Annotated in this window: 11 protein-coding genes; 5 read left to right on the forward strand and 6 right to left on the reverse strand. The window is 67.7% G+C overall.

Going from position 1 to position 17470, the window contains the following annotated elements:
- Positions 1–2 precede the first annotated feature (2 nt).
- The 3 genes from G332_RS0109855 to queF all read right to left on the reverse strand — a co-directional run bounded on the left by G332_RS0109855 (position 3) and on the right by queF (position 2097).
- Positions 3–212: a DUF3185 family protein gene (locus tag G332_RS0109855; protein ID WP_019626832.1), complete on the reverse strand. Its 210-nt coding sequence runs from the start codon at positions 210–212 to the stop codon at positions 3–5.
- A gap of 156 nt (positions 213–368) precedes the next feature.
- The gene (locus tag G332_RS0109860) at positions 369–1664 is read right to left on the reverse strand and encodes an FGGY-family carbohydrate kinase (RefSeq protein WP_019626833.1); all 1296 of its coding nucleotides are present in this window, start codon (positions 1662–1664) and stop codon (positions 369–371) included.
- Between the two features lie 10 nt (positions 1665–1674).
- Complete coding sequence (gene queF / locus G332_RS0109865; protein WP_019626834.1) at positions 1675–2097, reverse strand: preQ(1) synthase; 423 nt, start codon at positions 2095–2097, stop codon at positions 1675–1677.
- Between the two features lie 219 nt (positions 2098–2316).
- On the opposite strand from queF, the gene smc reads away from it, so the two are divergent.
- The 3 genes from smc to ligA all read left to right on the forward strand — a co-directional run bounded on the left by smc (position 2317) and on the right by ligA (position 9269).
- Positions 2317–5811, forward strand: coding sequence for a chromosome segregation protein SMC (smc, locus tag G332_RS0109870; RefSeq protein ID WP_019626835.1), 3495 nt, complete (start codon positions 2317–2319; stop codon positions 5809–5811).
- A 129-nt stretch (positions 5812–5940) separates the two neighbouring features.
- Complete coding sequence (gene zipA, locus G332_RS0109875; RefSeq protein WP_019626836.1) at positions 5941–7173, forward strand: cell division protein ZipA; 1233 nt, start codon at positions 5941–5943, stop codon at positions 7171–7173.
- Positions 7170–9269 carry an NAD-dependent DNA ligase LigA gene (ligA, locus tag G332_RS0109880; protein WP_019626837.1) on the forward strand — a complete coding sequence of 700 codons (2100 nt, stop codon included), beginning with the start codon at positions 7170–7172 and terminating at the stop codon, positions 9267–9269. Before zipA ends, ligA begins: the two co-directional genes overlap by 4 nt.
- Before the next feature lie 58 nt (positions 9270–9327).
- Here ligA and aat read toward each other — a convergent pair whose 3' ends face one another.
- The 3 genes from aat to trxB form a co-directional block, all read right to left on the reverse strand.
- Positions 9328–10083, reverse strand: coding sequence for a leucyl/phenylalanyl-tRNA--protein transferase (gene aat / locus G332_RS0109885; RefSeq protein WP_019626838.1), 756 nt, complete (start codon positions 10081–10083; stop codon positions 9328–9330).
- 351 nt (positions 10084–10434) lie between these two features.
- Complete coding sequence (locus G332_RS0109890) at positions 10435–11658, reverse strand: GNAT family N-acetyltransferase (RefSeq protein ID WP_019626839.1); 1224 nt, start codon at positions 11656–11658, stop codon at positions 10435–10437.
- A gap of 3 nt (positions 11659–11661) precedes the next feature.
- Positions 11662–12759 (reverse strand): thioredoxin-disulfide reductase, encoded by a 1098-nt coding sequence (gene trxB, locus G332_RS0109895; protein WP_019626840.1) that lies wholly within the window; start codon positions 12757–12759, stop codon positions 11662–11664.
- Between the two features lie 449 nt (positions 12760–13208).
- Between trxB and G332_RS0109900 the strand changes: the two genes are divergently transcribed.
- Both G332_RS0109900 and G332_RS0109905 read left to right on the forward strand, forming a co-directional pair.
- Entirely contained in the window at positions 13209–16103 is a 2895-nt protein-coding gene (locus G332_RS0109900) for a ribonucleoside-diphosphate reductase subunit alpha (RefSeq protein WP_019626841.1), read from the forward strand.
- A gap of 109 nt (positions 16104–16212) precedes the next feature.
- A complete protein-coding gene (locus G332_RS0109905) occupies positions 16213–17451 on the forward strand; it encodes a ribonucleotide-diphosphate reductase subunit beta (RefSeq protein ID WP_018994877.1) in 1239 nt (412 codons plus the stop codon).
- Positions 17452–17470 lie beyond the last annotated feature (19 nt).

The raw sequence follows: 17470 nt of genomic DNA on the forward strand, positions 1-17470 counted from the left end.
CTTCAGCGGCGGATACCGAAAACGGCCAGCAGCAATCCGACGACGGTCAGGACGCCACCCGCTATCAGATACCAGCGCGTCTCGTCGGTGTAACGCCCCGTGAATTCCCGGTGCAGCTCCTCGCCCACACTTCCGGTCGCGTTGTAGCCCATCAGCAGCAGGATGATCCCGCCGACCAGCAGGCCAATGCCGAGAATTCGCGTCCAGTGCATGCAGTGTCCCTTTGTCGTGATCGCCCCTTCCGAATGTAGCATCGGTCGCCGCCACGGGGGGCACGGCAGGAGCGGCCTCGGGATTGTCGATTCTGGCGTTGGCGCGGGCAGCACGGCCAGGGCCGCTCCTGCAAGGGCTTTCCCGGCGGGGGCGGGTCAGTCGGTGAAGCCGGGCTCCAGACCGACGCCAATCCGTGCCAGGCGGGCCGCACCACGGGCCGCGTCGTCGTCTGCGGCCGGGGATACCGGCAGTCCCAGGACCCGGCTGCGGATGCGCGTCCATACGCGGTTCCGGGCACCGCCGCCAAGCGAGATCACACGTTCCACAGGCGGGGCGCCCAGCTCGGTCAGGCGCTGGTATCCGTCGCGTTCGATGCGGGCGATCCCCTCGAACAGCCCCTGCAGGAAGCGCGCGTCGTCCTCGGCCCGGGGGGTCAGGCGCGGCTGCAGTTCGGGGTCGTTGACCGGGAAGCGCTCGCCCGGGCGGGGCAGGGGCAGGTAGTCCAGCCCGCTGTCGGTCTCCGGGTCGATGGCGGCGCTCAGGCGGTGCAGGGCGGCATCGTCGAAATACTGGCGCAGCACGGCGCCGCCGCTGTTGGAGGCGCCGCCGACCAGCCAGCGCCCCAGCAGATGATGGCTGTAGATGCCCAGTTTCGGGGCGTAGACCGGTTCCGGCGCGAGTTGCTTGATCACCAGGGTCGAACCCAGGCTGGTGACACCGGTGCGGTCGTCGTCCACGCCTGCGGCCAGAAACCCCGCGATGCTGTCGGTCGTCCCCGCCACCACGCGGCAGGCCGGGTTCAGGTGCAGGGATTCCGCCATGCCGGGGTCCAGAGGACCGAGCACGGTTCCGGCAGGCACGACCGTCGGCAGCAGGGCCGCATCCGTCCCCAGGATGTCCTGCAGCCAGTCCGGCCAGCCGCCCCACAGCGCGTCGTAGCCCAGCTTCAGGGCGTTGTTTTCATCCATGCGATCAAAGCGGCCGCGCAGGCGCCCGGCGATCCAGTCCGCCTGGTGCAGCACGTGGCGTACCCGGGACAGACCCTCGTGGCGGCGCAGCCAGAGCAGCTTGGCGGCCGAGGAACTGGGGCTGTGTACGGCGGATTCGGTCGGGGCGACCCCGGCCAGCACCGACTGCATGTCCGTGGCACGGGCATCGTTGTACATCAGTGCCGGATGGGTGGGCCGGCCCTCGTGATCCACGCGCAGCAGTGTGGCAGAGGTGCCGTCCACCGCGATGGCTGCGGGTGCCCCGTGCAGCCACCCGGCAGCCTCGCGCAGCAGATCGCGTACATGGCCCCACCACAGCATCGGGTCCTGTTCCGCGTGGCCTTCGGCCGCGCCAGCGGCTGCCGGCAGCGCGCGCCGGGCCGTATGGAGGTGGCGCCCGTCCGGATCCAGCAGGGCCAGACGGATGCCGGAGGTGCCGAGGTCGAGGCCGAGCGCGTACATCGCAGTGGCGTCAGCCGTTCATGTCCAGCGGGCTGCGGGCCGGAGCGGGCAGCTGGACCGGCGCCGGCGGATTCCAGCCCGGCTTGCGGTGTTCCGCCACCACGCTCGTGTAGATCCCGCCGCGCACGTTGAAATACGCCGTCAGACGCATGTAGCGCGGGTCGGTTGCCGCCACCAGGTCGGCCAGGATGCGGTTGGTGACCGCCTCGTGGAAGGCGCCTTCCTCGCGAAACGACCAGATGTAGGTCTTCAGCGATTTCAGTTCCACGCATTTCTGATCCGCCACATATTGCAGGTGCAGTTCGGCGAAGTCCGGCTGGCCGGTGGCGGGACACAGGCAGGTGAATTCCGGAATGCGCATGTAGATCGCGTAGTCGTTCTCCGGTGCCGGATTGTCGAAGGTTTCCAGGGTCTTGCTCGGCTGGCTTGGCATGTCGCGTTCTCTTTCGTGGATGAATGACTCGCGCTGACCCTGCCCCGTAGGAGCCTGCTTGCAGGCGAAGGCCCTGCCAAAGTCGGACATGTGCAGGGGCCTCGCCTGCAAGCAGGCTCCTACGGGGGCAGAGGACAGGTGTTCGGGGGCAGGGCACGGTCGGGTTGTAAGCGTGTACCATTCTAACCCCGAGATTCCTGACCGCGGATAGCGCCGAACGTGCGACTCGCCCGAATCAAACTGGCTGGCTTCAAGTCGTTTGTCGACCCGACCACCCTCGTGCTCCCCGGCAACCGGGTGGGCGTGGTCGGGCCGAATGGCTGTGGCAAGTCCAACACCATCGACGCGGTGCGCTGGGTGATGGGCGAATCCTCGGCCAAGCATCTGCGCGGCGACTCCAGCGAGGACGTGATCTTCAACGGTTCCTCCAGTCGCAAGCCGGTGGGGCAGGCCTCCATCGAACTCGTCTTCGACAATTCCGACGGCCGCCTGGGGGGCGAGTACAGCGGCTATGGCGAGATCGCCGTCAAACGCGCGCTGACCCGCGACGGCCAGTCCAAGTACTTCCTCAATGGCCAGCGCGCCCGCAAGCGCGACGTGGTGGACCTGTTCCTTGGCACCGGCCTGGGGCCGCGCAGCTACGCCATCATCGAGCAGGGCATGATCGCGCGCCTGATCGAGGCGCGGCCGGAAGAGCTGCGCGTGTATCTGGAGGAGGCCGCCGGCATCTCAAAATACAAGGAACGCCGGCGCGAGACCGAAAACCGCGTGCGCCACACCCGCGAGAACCTGGAACGCCTGGACGACGTGCGCGGGGAGGTGGCCAAGCAGGCCGAGCGCCTGAATCGCCAGGCCGCGACCGCCGAGCGTTACCAGACGCTGGCGGCCGAGCGCCGGCGCAAGCGCGCCGAGGCCATCCTGCTGCGCCTGCAGGCACAGGAACGGGAGATGGAGTCCGGCCGCAGCCGGTTGCATGACGCCGAGACCGCACTGGCCGCAACCCAGGCCGAGGCGCAGAAGGCGCAAACGGGTACCGAGCAGGCGCGCCAGCAGCGGGTGGACCTGGAGGCCGCCACGACGCAGGCACAGAGCGCCTATTACGACCGTGCCGCGGAAGTCTCGCGCCTGGAGCAGTCCATCCGCCACGCCGAGGATGAACTGGCGCGCGAGCAGGCCGAACTGCGCCAGCTGGACACTCGCATCGAGGCCGCTGCCGGCGAGTATCAGGCGGTGGAGGCGCGCATCGCCCAGGCCGAGCAGGAAAGCGCGCAGTGTCAGCAGGCCGCTGCGAGCGCCGAAACCGAGCGCGAACGCCTGGAGGCCGCTGCCGAGCAGGCCGAAAGCGGATATCAGACCGCGCGCGAGGCACTCACCGAATGGGAACGGTCGCTGGCCGAACCACGCCAGAACGCCCAGCTCGCGCGTTCGCGCATGGACAGTGCGGAACACCTGCTCAAGCGCGTGGGACAGCGCCGGGAGCGTCTCGAGGCCGAGCGCGCAGCCCTGCCCCAGACCCACCCGGGCACCGAGGCGGACCGCCTGGATACGGAACTGACCGGCCTGCGCGAACGGCGGCAGACGCTGCAGGGCGACCGTGACCAGCAGCAAACCGCGCTGGCAGAGCTGGAACAGGCGCAGCGCGAGGAACAGGAGCGCCTGCATGCCACCGAACGCGAGGCGCGCGAAATCGCCGGCCGGCTGGCGGGTCTGGAGGACTTCGCCGGCGAGGATGACCCGCAGGAGACGCGGGCCCGGCGCGAGGCCTGGGCGCGTGAACACGGGCTGGACCTGTCGCGTCCGCTGGTGCAGCAACTGGAGGTGGCCGAGGGCTGGGATACCGCGGTCGAAATGGTGCTCGGCGCCTGGCTGGAGGCCGCCGTTACCGAGCGGCCGGAGGCGGCCCCGGATCTGCCCGCGGCGATGTTGCGCCTGGTCGGCACGGAGGCACTACCCACGGCGCCGCCCGCAACCGGCAGTCTGGCCGCGTGCGTACAAGGTTCGCCGGTCGTCACCGCCTGGCTGGCCGCAGTGCATTGTGCGGAGGATCTGGATGCCGCGCGGGCACAGGTGGCAACGCTGGGGCCGGGCGAGAGCGTGATCACGCCCGATGGCACCTGGCTGGGACCGGGCTGGGTTGCACATCGTACGCTGGAGGGCGGGGCCAGTGGTGCCGTCGCGCGCGTGCGCCTGGCGCGCGAGCTGCGTGAACGCCAGGAAGAACTGGCCACCCGGGTGAATCAGCTACAGGCGGCACTGGACGAGCGCAACGAGGTGATCGCCGCCACCCGTGCCCGGCGCGAGGCACTGGACGCGCAGATCCGCGAACAGCAGGCGCAGATCGACGATCGCGAACGCCGTGTGCAGCGTTTGCGCGACCAGGCACGGCAGCTGGAACAGCAGCAGGAGCGCATCGACCGCGATGCCGGCGAGCTGGACGAGGAGGCCGCGCGTGCCCGAGAACAGTTCGGAGCCGCGGAGGCCGAGCGCAATGAGGCGCTGGCGCGCATCGAGACCCTGGAGGCCGATCGCGCCGCGCTGGAGGCCCGGGTCGAGGCGGCCCGCAGCGCCCAGTCCGAGGCCCGCGATGCACTGCGCACGGCGCGTGACGCGGCGAACCAGGCACGCATGGCCGAACAGGAGGCGCGCCACCGCCTCGAGCGCGAACATCATGAGCGCGAGCGCCTGGAACGTCAGCGCGAGGATGATGCCCAGCGGCGCGCACGTCTGGCGCAGGGGCTGGGCGAGCGTCAGGGGCCGCTGGAGCAGTGGCGCGTGGATCTGCAGACCGCCGCAGAGCAGCGCCAGGAGGCGGAGGCGCGTCTGACCCGAGCGCGCGCCGATCTGGAGGCCTGCGATGCGCGCTTGCGCGACCTGGCCGGGACCAGCAGCGAGCTTGGCAACCGTGTGGAGGGACAGCGTGCCGCCTGCGAGGAGCTGCGCCTGGACCTGCGCGAGCGTTCCGTGCAGATTGAGCAGTTGAAGTCGCAGTTCCAGGAATCCGGCTTTGCCAGCGAGGCGCTGGCCCCGGAGCTACCGGAGGATGCCAGCGTCCCGGCCTGGGAACAGGCGATTGGAGAACTGGATCGCAAGATCGAGAAGCTGGGGCCTATTAACCTGGCAGCGATCGACGAGGCGCGTAGTCTGGAAGAGCGTTCGCGTTATCTTGAAGAACAGCACGCCGACCTGATCGAAGCGCTGGAGACACTGGAGGCGGCGATGCAACGCATCGACCGCGAAACCCGGGCCCTGTTCAAGCAGACCTTCGACCAGGTCAACGCCGGGCTGGGGCACAAGTTCCAGCGTCTGTTCGGCGGCGGGGAGGCGCGCCTGGAAATGACGGGCGACGATCTGCTGGATACCGGCGTCACCATCATGGCGCGCCCGCCCGGCAAGCGCCTCTCCACCATCCATTTGATGTCCGGTGGGGAGAAGGCGCTGACGGCATCGGCCCTGGTGTTTGCAATCTTCGAGCTGAACCCGGCGCCGTTCTGCATGCTGGACGAGGTGGATGCGCCGCTGGACGAGGCCAACGTGGGTCGCTTCTGTGACCTGTTGCGCGAGATGTCGGAGCAGATCCAGTTCATCTTCATTACCCACAACAAGGCCACCATGGCGATGGCCGAGCAACTCATAGGCGTTACCATGCACGAGCCGGGCGTGTCGCGCCTGGTCAGCGTGGATATCGACGAGGCCGTGGAGCTCGCTGAGGCCTGAATGCCTCCCGGGCGCGCGGACCCGTGGACCACCCGACGGCAATCTTCGGGGCTGGCAAAGCGGGGGGCCGCATGGCCCGGAGACCCTGCGGCATAACACTGCAATTAAACGAGGTATTGCGTGGATTGGATGCGCATCAGTCTGATCATTCTGGGGGTTGTCCTGATCGCGGTGATCCTGCTCCCCTACCGCTGGCATATCCGCAAGGCACAGCAGCTGGATCGCGAAGAAGAAGCCGCGCGCTGGGACGAGGAGGCGGTGCACATCCGTGCCCATGAATCGTCCGTCCAGACGCGCCGTTCCGACGTTTCCGCGCCGCGCGCCGATCCCGAAGCAGAGCGGGACTGGCGTGATCCGCTGGACGATCATGCGCGTCAGGGCACCGCAGACAGCGTCGAACCCGAGCTGGACATGCCGCCCATCGCGGCGGTGCCGGGCGAGGATCGCCACGAACCCCATCTGGGTGTGACCAGCAACGACGATGCGTCCGAGCTGGAACCGGACTTCAATCACCGCGGCGAACGCCCGCAGGACATCTACGGCGTGCTGGATAATGACGAGGAGCCCCTGGCCTCCCCGCCGCAAGAGGACGCCGAGCTTTCTGCCGAGCCGTCCGCAGAGGGTCGGCCCGTGCGTGCGCCACACCAGGATGTAGCGGCAGAGCCGACTGCGAGCGAGCCCCGCCCGCAGGGCGGTGTGATGGCCCGCCTGCGTTCGGGCATGAAACGCTGGCGCCGGGGCCGGCGTGGAGGCGCGCGCACTGATGACACCCTGGGTGCAAAGCTGCATCCGGACCACGCAGTGAATCCGGAATTGATCGAGGAACCGGCATCGGACATGGACTCACTGGGCGAGTACGTTTCCGAGCCACGCGTGGTCGGACGTAACCCCAAGGCCCGGTGGCACAAGGAAGAGCAGAAGATCCTGCTGCTGCATGTGGTTGCCCCGAACGACAAGCCCTTTACCGGCGTCGCCCTGGGTGCTGCGCTGCAGCGTGCCGGCATGCAGCCCGGGGAGATGGATATCTACCACTTCCACGAGCCGGACACCGACAGCTCCGCACCGCTGTTCTCTGCCGCCAACATGGTCGCTCCGGGCACCCTGCGCGACGAGGACCTGGCCGACATGATGACGCCGGGCGTTACCCTCTTTGCCCAGATTCATCTGGCCGTCGAGCCGCAGCGGGCCTTCGAGGCACTGCTGGAACATGCGCACGTGCTCGCGCGTGACCTTGGCGGCAGCATCCTGGATGCGCAGCAGTCCACCGCCACCAATCAGACCCTGGCCTACATGCGAGAGGACCTGAATGACTGGCTGCGCCGGCACCGTCCGGACCTGTTGCGCCGGCGCAGCGCGCGATGACCCTGTCGAATGCCCGGGCCCCCGAGGCCGGCTCGAACGCCGCGGCCGCGGCGCGTATCGAGGTGCTGCGGCGGCAGATCGAGCATCACAACTACCGCTACTACGTGCTCGATGACCCCGAGGTGTCGGACGCCGAGTTCGACACCCTGATGCGCGAGCTGCAGCAACTGGAGACCGAGCACCCGGAGCTGATTACCGCCGATTCGCCCAGCCAGCGCGTGGGGGGTGCCCCGGCGGCGGGCTTTGCCACCGTGCGCCATCGTCTGCCGATGCTGTCTCTGGCCAACGGCTTCGATGCGGACGAGATCCACGACTTCGACCGCCGTGTGCGCGAACGGCTGGCGAAGCAAACCGGCGATGCGGCGCGTCTCGATGCGGCCGTCACCTACATGGCCGAACCCAAACTGGATGGCCTCGCCATCAGCCTGATCTACGAGGACGGGCGCCTGGTGCAGGCCGCCACTCGGGGTGATGGCGAAACCGGCGAGGACGTGACCGCCAATGTGCGCACCGTGCGCCCCATCCCGCTGCACCTGGGCGATCGCTTGACCGCTGACGCGCCGCGCGTGCTGGAGGTGCGCGGCGAGGTCTTCATGCGCCGTGCCGACTTCGAGCGCCTGAACGCCGGCCTGGAGGCCGAAGGCCAGCGTGGCTTCATGAACCCGCGGAATGCGGCGGCCGGCAGTCTGCGCCAGCTGGACTCGAAGGTGACCGCGCGGCGCCCGCTCAGCTTCTTTGCCTACTCCGTGGGCTTCGTGGAAGGCGGGACCCTGCCGGACACCCAGTCCGGCACGCTGGACTGGCTGCGGGAGCTGGGCTTCCCGGCCTGCCCGGAACGGGAGGTGCTGGAGGGTGTGGAGGCCTGCCTCGACTACTACGAGCGGCTCGCCGCCCGGCGCGCGGCGCTGGATTACGAGATCGACGGCATCGTGTACAAGGTGGATACCTTGGCCGACCAGCAGGCGCTGGGGTTCGTCTCGCGCGCGCCGCGCTGGGCCATTGCTCACAAGTTCCCGGCCGAGGAACGCACCACCACGCTGCGCAATGTCGAGTTCCGCGTCGGCCGCACCGGCGCGCTGACGCCGGTGGCGCGCCTGGAGCCGGTACTGGTGGGCGGCGTCACGGTCAGCAACGCCACCCTGCACAACATGGACGAGATCGCGCGCAAGGACGTGCGCATCGGCGATCGCGTGATCGTGCGCCGCGCCGGCGACGTGATCCCCGAGGTGGTCGGCCGCGCCGGCGGCGAACGCCCGGCGGACACCCGCGCCATCGAGATGCCTTTGAGTTGCCCGGAGTGCGATTCGCACATCGAACGCCCGGAGGGCGAGGCCGTGGCCCGCTGCACCGGCGGGCTGGTCTGCCCCGCGCAGCGGCGCGAGGCGCTGAAGCACTTCGTCTCGCGCCGCGCGATGGACATCGAGGGCTTCGGCGAGAAGATCATCGAGCAACTGGCCGACGGCGGCATCGTGCAAAGCCCGGCCGACCTGTTCGCGCTGGGCGCCGAGCGCCTGGAGGCGCTGGAACGGGTCGGCCCCAAGCTCGCAGCCAACCTCGTCAATGCGCTGGAACAGGCGCGCGAGACCACGCTGGCACGCTTCATCTTCGCCCTCGGCATCCGCGAGGTGGGCGAGGTCACCGCCCGTAACCTGGCCACGCACTACGGCGATCTCGACCGTCTGCTTGAGGCCGATGCGGAAGCGTTGCAGGAAGTGCCCGATGTGGGCCCGATCGTCGCCGAACACATCGCGAACTTCTTCGCCGAGCCGCATAACCTGCAGGTGATTGCTGCCTTGCGCGCGGCCGGCGTCCACTGGCCCGATCCCCCGTCGGCGCCGGTCGCCGAGACCGCTGCCGCGGATGATGAAGCCCCACTCGCGGGCAATACCTACGTCCTGACCGGCAGTTTCGACGACATGACCCGCGATGAGGCCAGGACCGCCCTCGAGGCCCGCGGCGCCAGGATCACCGGCTCCGTCTCCAAAAAGACCACCGCAGTCATCGCCGGCACCGACCCCGGCTCCAAGGTCACCAAGGCCGAATCCCTCGACATCCCCATCCTCGGCCCCGACGACCTCGCCCAGCTCCTCGCCTGAGCATCCCGGCGGATACCGCGCTCCAGTGCGGGCAGGGGCTTCGCCTGCAAGCAGGTTCTTACGGGGTGGTTTGCCAGTCGGGATCGAGGGGACTCAGGGCCGGATCGGTGTGCCAGGGGCCGGGGATGGCGGGGGCATGGGCAATGTCGCGGATGCGGGTGATGAACTCGCGTCGGGGGAGGGTGATAGAGCCGAGGCTGCGCAGGTGTTCGGTCTCCATCTGGACGTCTACCAGGGGCCAGGCCCAGGCGACCAGGTGCCGGCTGAGCCAGGCCAGCGCGATCTTGGAGGCGTCGCGCTCGCGGGAGAACATCGATTCGCCGCAAAACAGCCGTCCCACGGCTACGCCGTAGAGCCCGCCGATCAGGCGCGGGCCGTCCCAGACCTCCACCGAATGTGCGTGTCCGGAGCGGTGCAGGGCGATGTAGGCCTGTTGCATGCTGGTGGTGATCCAGGTGCCGTCGGCGTAGTCGCGCGGTGCGGCGCAGGCGTGGATGACGGCCTCGAAGGCGCGATCGAAGCTGACGGTGTAGCCGCGATTGCGCAGGGTCTTCCTCAGGCTGCGGCGTAGTCGAAAATGGCGCGGTTCCAGTACCGCGCGCGGGTCCGGGCTCCACCACAGGATCGGCTGCCCGGCCTCGAACCAGGGAAACACGCCGGAGCGGTAGGCATTCAGCAGCCGCGGCACCGAGAGATCGCCCCCGGCGGCCAGCAAGCCGTTCGGCTCGACCAGGGCATGCGCCGGGTCCGGGAAAGGGGCCTCCGGGTGTTCCGGGTCCAGCCAGGGCAGCGTGATCTGCGGACCGGAACTCACGGCGTACCTCCTTTGGGTGCGCGCGATGGGAGACCCGGGTTCCTTAGGAGCCTGCTTGCAGGCGAATGGCCTGTGGCAGAGCCCCGCGCGGGCAGGGACTTCGCGGGCAAGCCCGCTCCCACGGGGTGGTCGGGGGTCCTTGCGGGTGCCCATGGTGTGACGATGGTTAGGGATGTCGTCGAGGTCTGGAGATCCCGGCTCTGCGCTGCGCTGCGGCCGGGATGACCAAAACCCGGGCCCCGGTGGGTGGCCAAGCCGTGTAGGAGCCTGCTTGCAGGCGAATGGCCTGTGGTGGAGCCCCGCGCGGGCAGGGACTTCGCGGGCAAGCCCGCTCCCACAGGCGGGTGGCGGTCAGGTGCGCGGCGCATCGTCGGGTTGGGGCTGGCGGTAGGGTGAATGTTCGTGCAGGCGTTCGCAGTGGGCGCGCATCATGGCCGCCTCGCGTTCGCAGAAGTCGCGCACGGGCTGGTCGAAGCCCTCGGTCAGGATCATGTGGGCGGAGTAGGTGGGCGTGGGCAGGAAGCCGCGCGGGATCTTGTGTTCGCCCTGGGCGCCGGGCTCGAAGCGGGCCAGGCCTTCGCGGATGCAGAACGCGATGCCCTGGTAGTAGCAGGTCTCGAAGTGCAGGTCGGCCAGCTCCTCGGTGCAGCCCCAGAAGCGCCCGTACAGGGTGTCGTGGCTGCGGTAGCAAAGGGCGGCGGCGATGGTCTCGTCGTCGCCCGTCTCGCCTGGCCGGCGGGCCTCGAACAGCACCACCTGATCGCCCAGCGCCGCCGCTGTCTCCACAAAAAAGGCCTCCGAAAGCGTCGGGATGCCCATGTGCTTCTCGAAGGTGTCGACGTAGAAGCGGTGAAAACGCGCCCAGTCCTCGGGTGACCCGGTGGCCCCGGTCAGCGTACGGAACTCGATGCCGGCCTCGGTGACGCGGCGGCGTTCGCGCTTGATGTTCTTGCGCTTTTTCGAGCTGAGCGCGGCCAGGAAGTCGTCAAAGCTCGCGTAGCCGGCGTTGCTCCAGTGGTACTGGCAGCCCATGCGCTCGGCCAGCCCCAGTTCGCGGGTCACGTCCAGATCATCCTCGTTGGGGAACAGGATGTTCATGCCCGAGGCGTTCAGCTCGCGCCCGCGGGTGACGAGGGCGCGCACGAGCAGGGTGCGCAGGTGATCGAAGTCCGGCGCCTCCGGGTGCACCAGCAGGCGCGGCCCGGTGGCCGGGGTGTAGGGCACCGAGACGACCAGCTTGGGGTAGTAGTTAAGCCCCTGGCGGTTCCACGCGCCTTCCCAGGCGAAGTCGAACACGAACTCGCCGTAGTTGTTGGTCTTGGCGTAGGCGGGTGCCGCGGCCACAAGCTGATCCTCACGGAAGACCAGCACATGCTGCGGGAACCAGCCGAACTCGCGGCCCAGGCAGCCGTGGCGCTCCAGGCCCTCCAGGAAGGCATGGCGCAGGAACGGCTCGCTACCGCCAGTGAGGGCGTCCCAGGCGGCCGGGTCCACGTCGGTCAGGCCGTCGCGCAGTTCGATGCGTTCGGCCGGGTCTTCCGGCCCGGCCGTCGGGGTGTCGCCCTCGGCGCTCACGGCTCAGCCGTTCTCTTCGAGGTATTTTTCCGCATCCAGTGCAGCCATACAGCCGGTGCCGGCGGAGGTGACCGCCTGGCGATAGACGTGATCCATCACGTCGCCGGCGGCAAACACACCCGGTACGGAGGTCGCGGTGGCGTTGCCTTCCAGGCCGCTTTGCACCTTGATGTAACCGCCTTCCATGTCCAGCTGGCCCTGGAAGATGTCGGTGTTCGGCTTGTGGCCGATCGCGATGAACACGCCCATCACGTCGATGTCCTTCGTCTCGCCGCTCTGGGCGTGCTTCAGGCGGGCACCGGTCACGCCGGTCGCGTCGCCGAGAATCTCGTCCAGGGTGTGGTTCCACTCGATGGTGACGTTGCCGTTCTTTTCCTTCTCGAACAGCTTGTCCTGCAGGATCTTCTCCGCGCGCAGGGCATCGCGGCGGTGCACCAGCACCACCTCGGAGGCGATGTTGGACAGGTACAGGGCCTCCTCCACCGCGGTGTTGCCGCCACCGATCACCGCGACCTTCTGGTTGCGATAGAAGAAGCCGTCGCAGGTGGCGCAGGCGGAGACGCCCTTGCCGGCAAAGGTGGTTTCGGACTCCAGCCCCAGATACTGGGCGGAGGCGCCGGTGCAGATGATCAGCGCGTCGCAGGTGTATTCCCCGGAGTCCCCGGTCAGGCGAAAGGGCTTGTCCCTCAGCTGCACGGTGTGGATGTGGTCAAAGATCACCTCCGTATCAAAGCGTTCTGCGTGCTTCTGCATGCGCTGCATCAGCTCGGGGCCCTGCACGCCGTCGTTGTCGCCCGGCCAGTTGTCCACGTCGGTGGTGGTCATCAGCTGGCCGCCCTGTTCCAGGCCGGTGATCACGACCGGCTTGAGGTTGGCGCGCGCGGCGTAGACCGCGGCGGTCCAGCCGGCCGGGCCGGAGCCCAGGATCAGCAGCGGGCAGTGGCGGGCGCCTTTCGCGTCGGTTTTTTCCTGCTCGCTGGTGGCCGATTCGCCACCGAGCTGGACCGCGCCCGTGGCGGCCTGGACCATGCTCGGGGCCGTCACGGCCTGGCTTGCCCCGGGGGTGGTGTCCTGCTTGCTTGCGTCCTTCTTCTTGCTCATGGGGGTTCCTGATCCAGTCGGTTTATTCAGTGGTTGCGCGCGCGCTGGTCCGGGGTTGCGGGTGGTGGCCCGGCCGGCCGGCGTATGCGGTACGGGCCGGATTATTGGTACGCCGGGCGCCTTTGTCCAACGTGGTTACGCACGTTGCGGGAACCGTGGTGACCGGGTCTCCGCGCACGGGTTTGGTATTGATGGACCATAAAACATTTTCATGAACGCGCGGGCCAGGAGCGGTCACCACGCAGTCACTACATCAGCCTCTGGTGGATAACCCGCCAGCCCCGCCAAGAACGGCTACAGAACAGCGAATCGGCATTTTTATCCACAGGTTGCTCACCGCTTGTGCAAGGTTTGTTCCTGATCGATACACAATATGTAGTGTCTATGCAGATCACAATCCCCGATCTATAGTATTCGCCGTTCGATCCTACACCAGCGCGAGGCCCGTCATGCACAGCGATACCCAGACCGTCGAAGCCCCCGAGGCCACCCAGTACCCGCCGCAGGCCGAACCGTCGGCCGAGGTCCTGGCGACCAGCCCGGGCCAGCACCAGGTGATTCGCCGTAACGGCAAGGTCACCGGCTTCGATGCCTCCAAGATCGAGGTCGCGGTGACCAAGGCCTTCCTCGCGGTGGAGGGCGGTAACGCCGCGGCCAGCCGCCGTATCCATGACATCGTGAAAGAGGTGGCCGGGCAGGTGGTGGACAGCCTGTTCCGCCGCGCCGGCACCCAGGGCATGACGGTGCATATCGAGGATATCCAGGACCAGGTGGAACTGGCCCTGATGCGCGGCGGCCACCACAAGGTCGCGCGGGCCTACGTGATCTATCGCGAGCAGCAGGCGCAGAAGCGCGCCGCCGAGGCCGCGGAGCAGTCCCCGGAAGAACAGGAGGCCGCCGCCAGCCTGAACGTGACCCGCGCCGACGGCACCCAGGCCCCGCTGGACGAGGCACGCCTGCAGGCGGTGGTGGACGAGGCCTGCGCCGGCATCGAGCAGGTCGACGGCCAGAAGATCCTGACCGAGGCGCGCCGCAACCTGTTCGACGGTGTGGCCGAGAAGGACGTGGCCACCGCGCTGGTGATGGCCGCCCGTGTGATGATCGAGCAGGAGCCGAACTACTCGCAGGTCACCGCGCGGCTGCTGATGGACGCGCTGCGCCGCGAGGCCCTGAGCTTCGTGCACGGCCGCCCGGAAGAGGCCACCCAGGCCCAGCTGGCCGAGCGCTACGCCGAGTACTTCGGCGCCTACATCAAGCGCGCCGCTGACCTGGAGCTGGTCGACAGCGAGCTGACCCGCTACAACCTCGACAAGCTGGGCGCGGCGATCAAGCCCGAGCGCGACCTACAGTTCACCTACCTGGGCCTGCAGACCCTGTACGACCGCTACTTCATCCATAGCGATGGCACGCGCTTCGAGCTGCCGCAGGCATTCTTCATGCGCGTGGCGATGGGCCTGGCGATCAACGAGATCGACCGCGAGGCGCGCGCGATCGAGTTCTACAACCTGCTGAGCTCGTTCGACTTCATGAGCTCCACGCCGACCCTGTTCAACTCCGGCACCCTGCGCCCGCAGCTCTCCAGCTGCTACCTGACCAGCGTGCCGGACGACCTGGACGGCATCTACAGCGCCATCCGCGACAACGCGCTGCTGTCCAAGTTTGCCGGTGGCCTGGGCAACGACTGGACCCGCGTGCGCGGCATGGGCGCCCACATCAAGGGCACCAACGGCAAGTCGCAGGGCGTGGTCCCGTTCCTGAAAGTGGCCAACGACACCGCCGTGGCGGTGAACCAGGGCGGCAAGCGCAAGGGGGCCGTGTGCGCCTACCTCGAGACCTGGCACATCGATGTCGAGGAGTTCATCGAGCTGCGCAAGAACACCGGCGACGACCGCCGCCGCACCCACGACATGAACAGCGCCAACTGGATCCCGGACCTGTTCATGAAGCGCGTGGCCGAGGACGGCGACTGGACCCTGTTCTCCCCGAACGAGGCCCCGGACCTGCACGACCTGGTCGGCGCCGAGTTCGAGAAGCGCTATTGCGAATACGAAGAGAAGGCCGCGCGCGGCGAGCTGCGCGTGCACAAGACCATGAAGGCCGTGGACCTGTGGCGGAAGATGCTCGGCATGCTGTTCGAGACCGGCCATCCGTGGATGACCTTCAAGGACCCGTGCAACCTGCGCAGCCCGCAAAGCCACACCGGCGTGGTCCACAGCTCGAATCTCTGCACCGAGATCACCCTGAACACCTCGGATGACGAGATCGCGGTGTGCAACCTGGGCTCGATCAACCTGGCCGCGCATATCAACGAGGCCGGCGAGCTGGACCGGGGCAAGCTGGAGCGCACGGTGAACACCGCCATGCGCATGCTCGACAACGTGATCGACTACAACTACTACTCCGTGCCGCAGGCGCGGCGCTCCAACCTGCGCCACCGTCCCGTGGGGCTGGGGGTCATGGGCTTCCAGGACGCGCTGTACAAGCTGCGCGTGCCGTATGCCTCCGAGGCGGCGGTGGAGTTTGCCGACACCTCCATGGAGGCGGTCTCCTACTACGCCATCAAAGCCTCGACCGACCTGGCCGAGGAACGCGGCCGCTACGAGAGCTTCCCCGGCAGCCTGTGGAGCCAGGGCATCCTGCCGATCGACTCGATCGACAAGCTGGCCGAGACCCGCGGCGACTACCTGCAGATGGACACCACCCAGCGCCTGGAGTGGGACAAGCTGCGCAAGCGGGTGAAGAAGGTCGGCATGCGCAACTCCAACACCATGGCGATCGCGCCGACCGCGACCATCTCCAACATCTGCGGGGTCAGCCAGTCGATCGAGCCGACCTACCAGAACCTGTTCGTCAAATCGAACCTGTCCGGCGAGTTCACCGTGATCAACCCGTATCTGGTGCGCGACCTGAAAGACCGCGAGCTGTGGGACGAGGTGATGGTCAACGACCTCAAGTACTACGACGGCTCCGTGCAGCCGCTGGACCGCGTGCCGGAGGACATCAAGGCCCTGTACGCCACCGCGTTCGAGCTGGACACCCGCTGGCTGGTCGAGGCCGCCTCGCGCCGGCAGAAGTGGATCGACCAGGCGCAGAGCCTGAACCTCTACATGGCCGAGCCCTCCGGGCCCAAGCTGGACGCCCTGTACAAGCTGGCCTGGATCCGCGGCCTGAAGACGACCTACTACCTGCGCTCCATGGGTGCCACCCACGTGGAAAAGAGCACCGTGGCCGACTCCTCGCGCGCCAACAAGCTGAACGCCGTCTCCGGCGGCCAGCAGGCGGCCGAGCCCGAGGCCCCGAAAGCGTGCTCCATCCTCGACCCGGACTGCGAGGCCTGCCAGTAAGGCGGCCCCGCCCACGGGCACCGAATACGCACCACAGACCGATCACAACGCACTGAACAAGAGGCCCGGTTACCGCGCCGGGCCGCCACCGAAAAGAAGAGGGGACACTATGCTTTCCTGGGACGATCCGATCGCAGCCATCAAAGGCGAAGGCCAGAAAGAACCCGCCGTCCGCCCCGGCATGGGCTTTCAGGAGAACGAAGCCCTGATGAGCACCGCCGGCGCCGCGCCCAGCGTCTCGCCGGACCCGGAAAACGCCGGCCAGCCGCTGGCCGAGCCGAACGAAGACGCCCTGACCGGCACCGGTTTGGAAGACATCGAGATGGGTGCCGAGCGCATCCGCGTGGATGACAAGAAGATCATCAACTGCCACGCGGACCTCAACCAGCTCGTGCCCTTCAAGTACAAGTGGGCCTGGCAGAAGTACCTGGACGGCTGCGCCAACCACTGGATGCCGCAGGAAATCAACATGAACGCGGACATCGCCCTGTGGAAGGACCCGAATGGTCTGACCGAGGACGAGCGCACCATCGTCAAGCGCAACCTGGGCTTCTTCTCCACCGCCGACTCGCTGGTGGCGAACAACCTGGTGCTGGCCGTGTACCGCCACATCACCAACCCCGAGTGCCGCCAGTACCTGCTGCGCCAGGCCTTCGAGGAGGCGCTGCACACCCACGCCTACCAGTACTGCGTGGAATCCCTGGGCCTGGACGAAGGCGAGATCTTCAACATGTACCGCGAGGTGCCCTCCGTGGCCACCAAGGCGGAATGGGCGCTGCCGTTCACCAAGCACCTGGCGGACCCGAACTTCCGCACCGGCACGCCGGAGGCGGATCAGAAGCTGCTGCGCGAACTGATCGCCTTCTACGTCGTGTTCGAGGGCATCTTCTTCTACGTCGGCTTCGTGCAGATCCTCTCCATGGGCCGGCGCAACAAGATGACCGGCGTGGCCGAGCAGTTCCAGTACATCCTGCGCGACGAGTCCATGCACATGAACTTCGGCATCGACGTGATCAACCAGATCAAGCTCGAAAACCCGCACCTGTGGACCGAAGACTTCAAGAACGAGATGCGCACCCTGATCTCGGATGCCGTCGAGCTGGAGGCGCAGTACGCCCGCGACACCATGCCGCGTGGCGTGCTCGGCATGAACGCCGGGATGTTCGAGGAATACCTGCACTTCATCGCCAACCGCCGCTGTGCGCAGATCGGCCTGGCCGAGCTGTACCCGGGAGCTGATAACCCGTTCCCGTGGATGAGCGAGGTGCTCGATCTCAAGAAGGAGAAGAACTTCTTTGAGACGCGGGTTACGGAGTATCAGACGGGTGGGGCGTTGAGCTGGGATTGAGGCCTTATTGACGAAAATT

The organism is Thioalkalivibrio sp. ALJT (assembly GCF_000381825.1).
GTDB lineage: Bacteria > Pseudomonadota > Gammaproteobacteria > Ectothiorhodospirales > Ectothiorhodospiraceae > Thioalkalivibrio.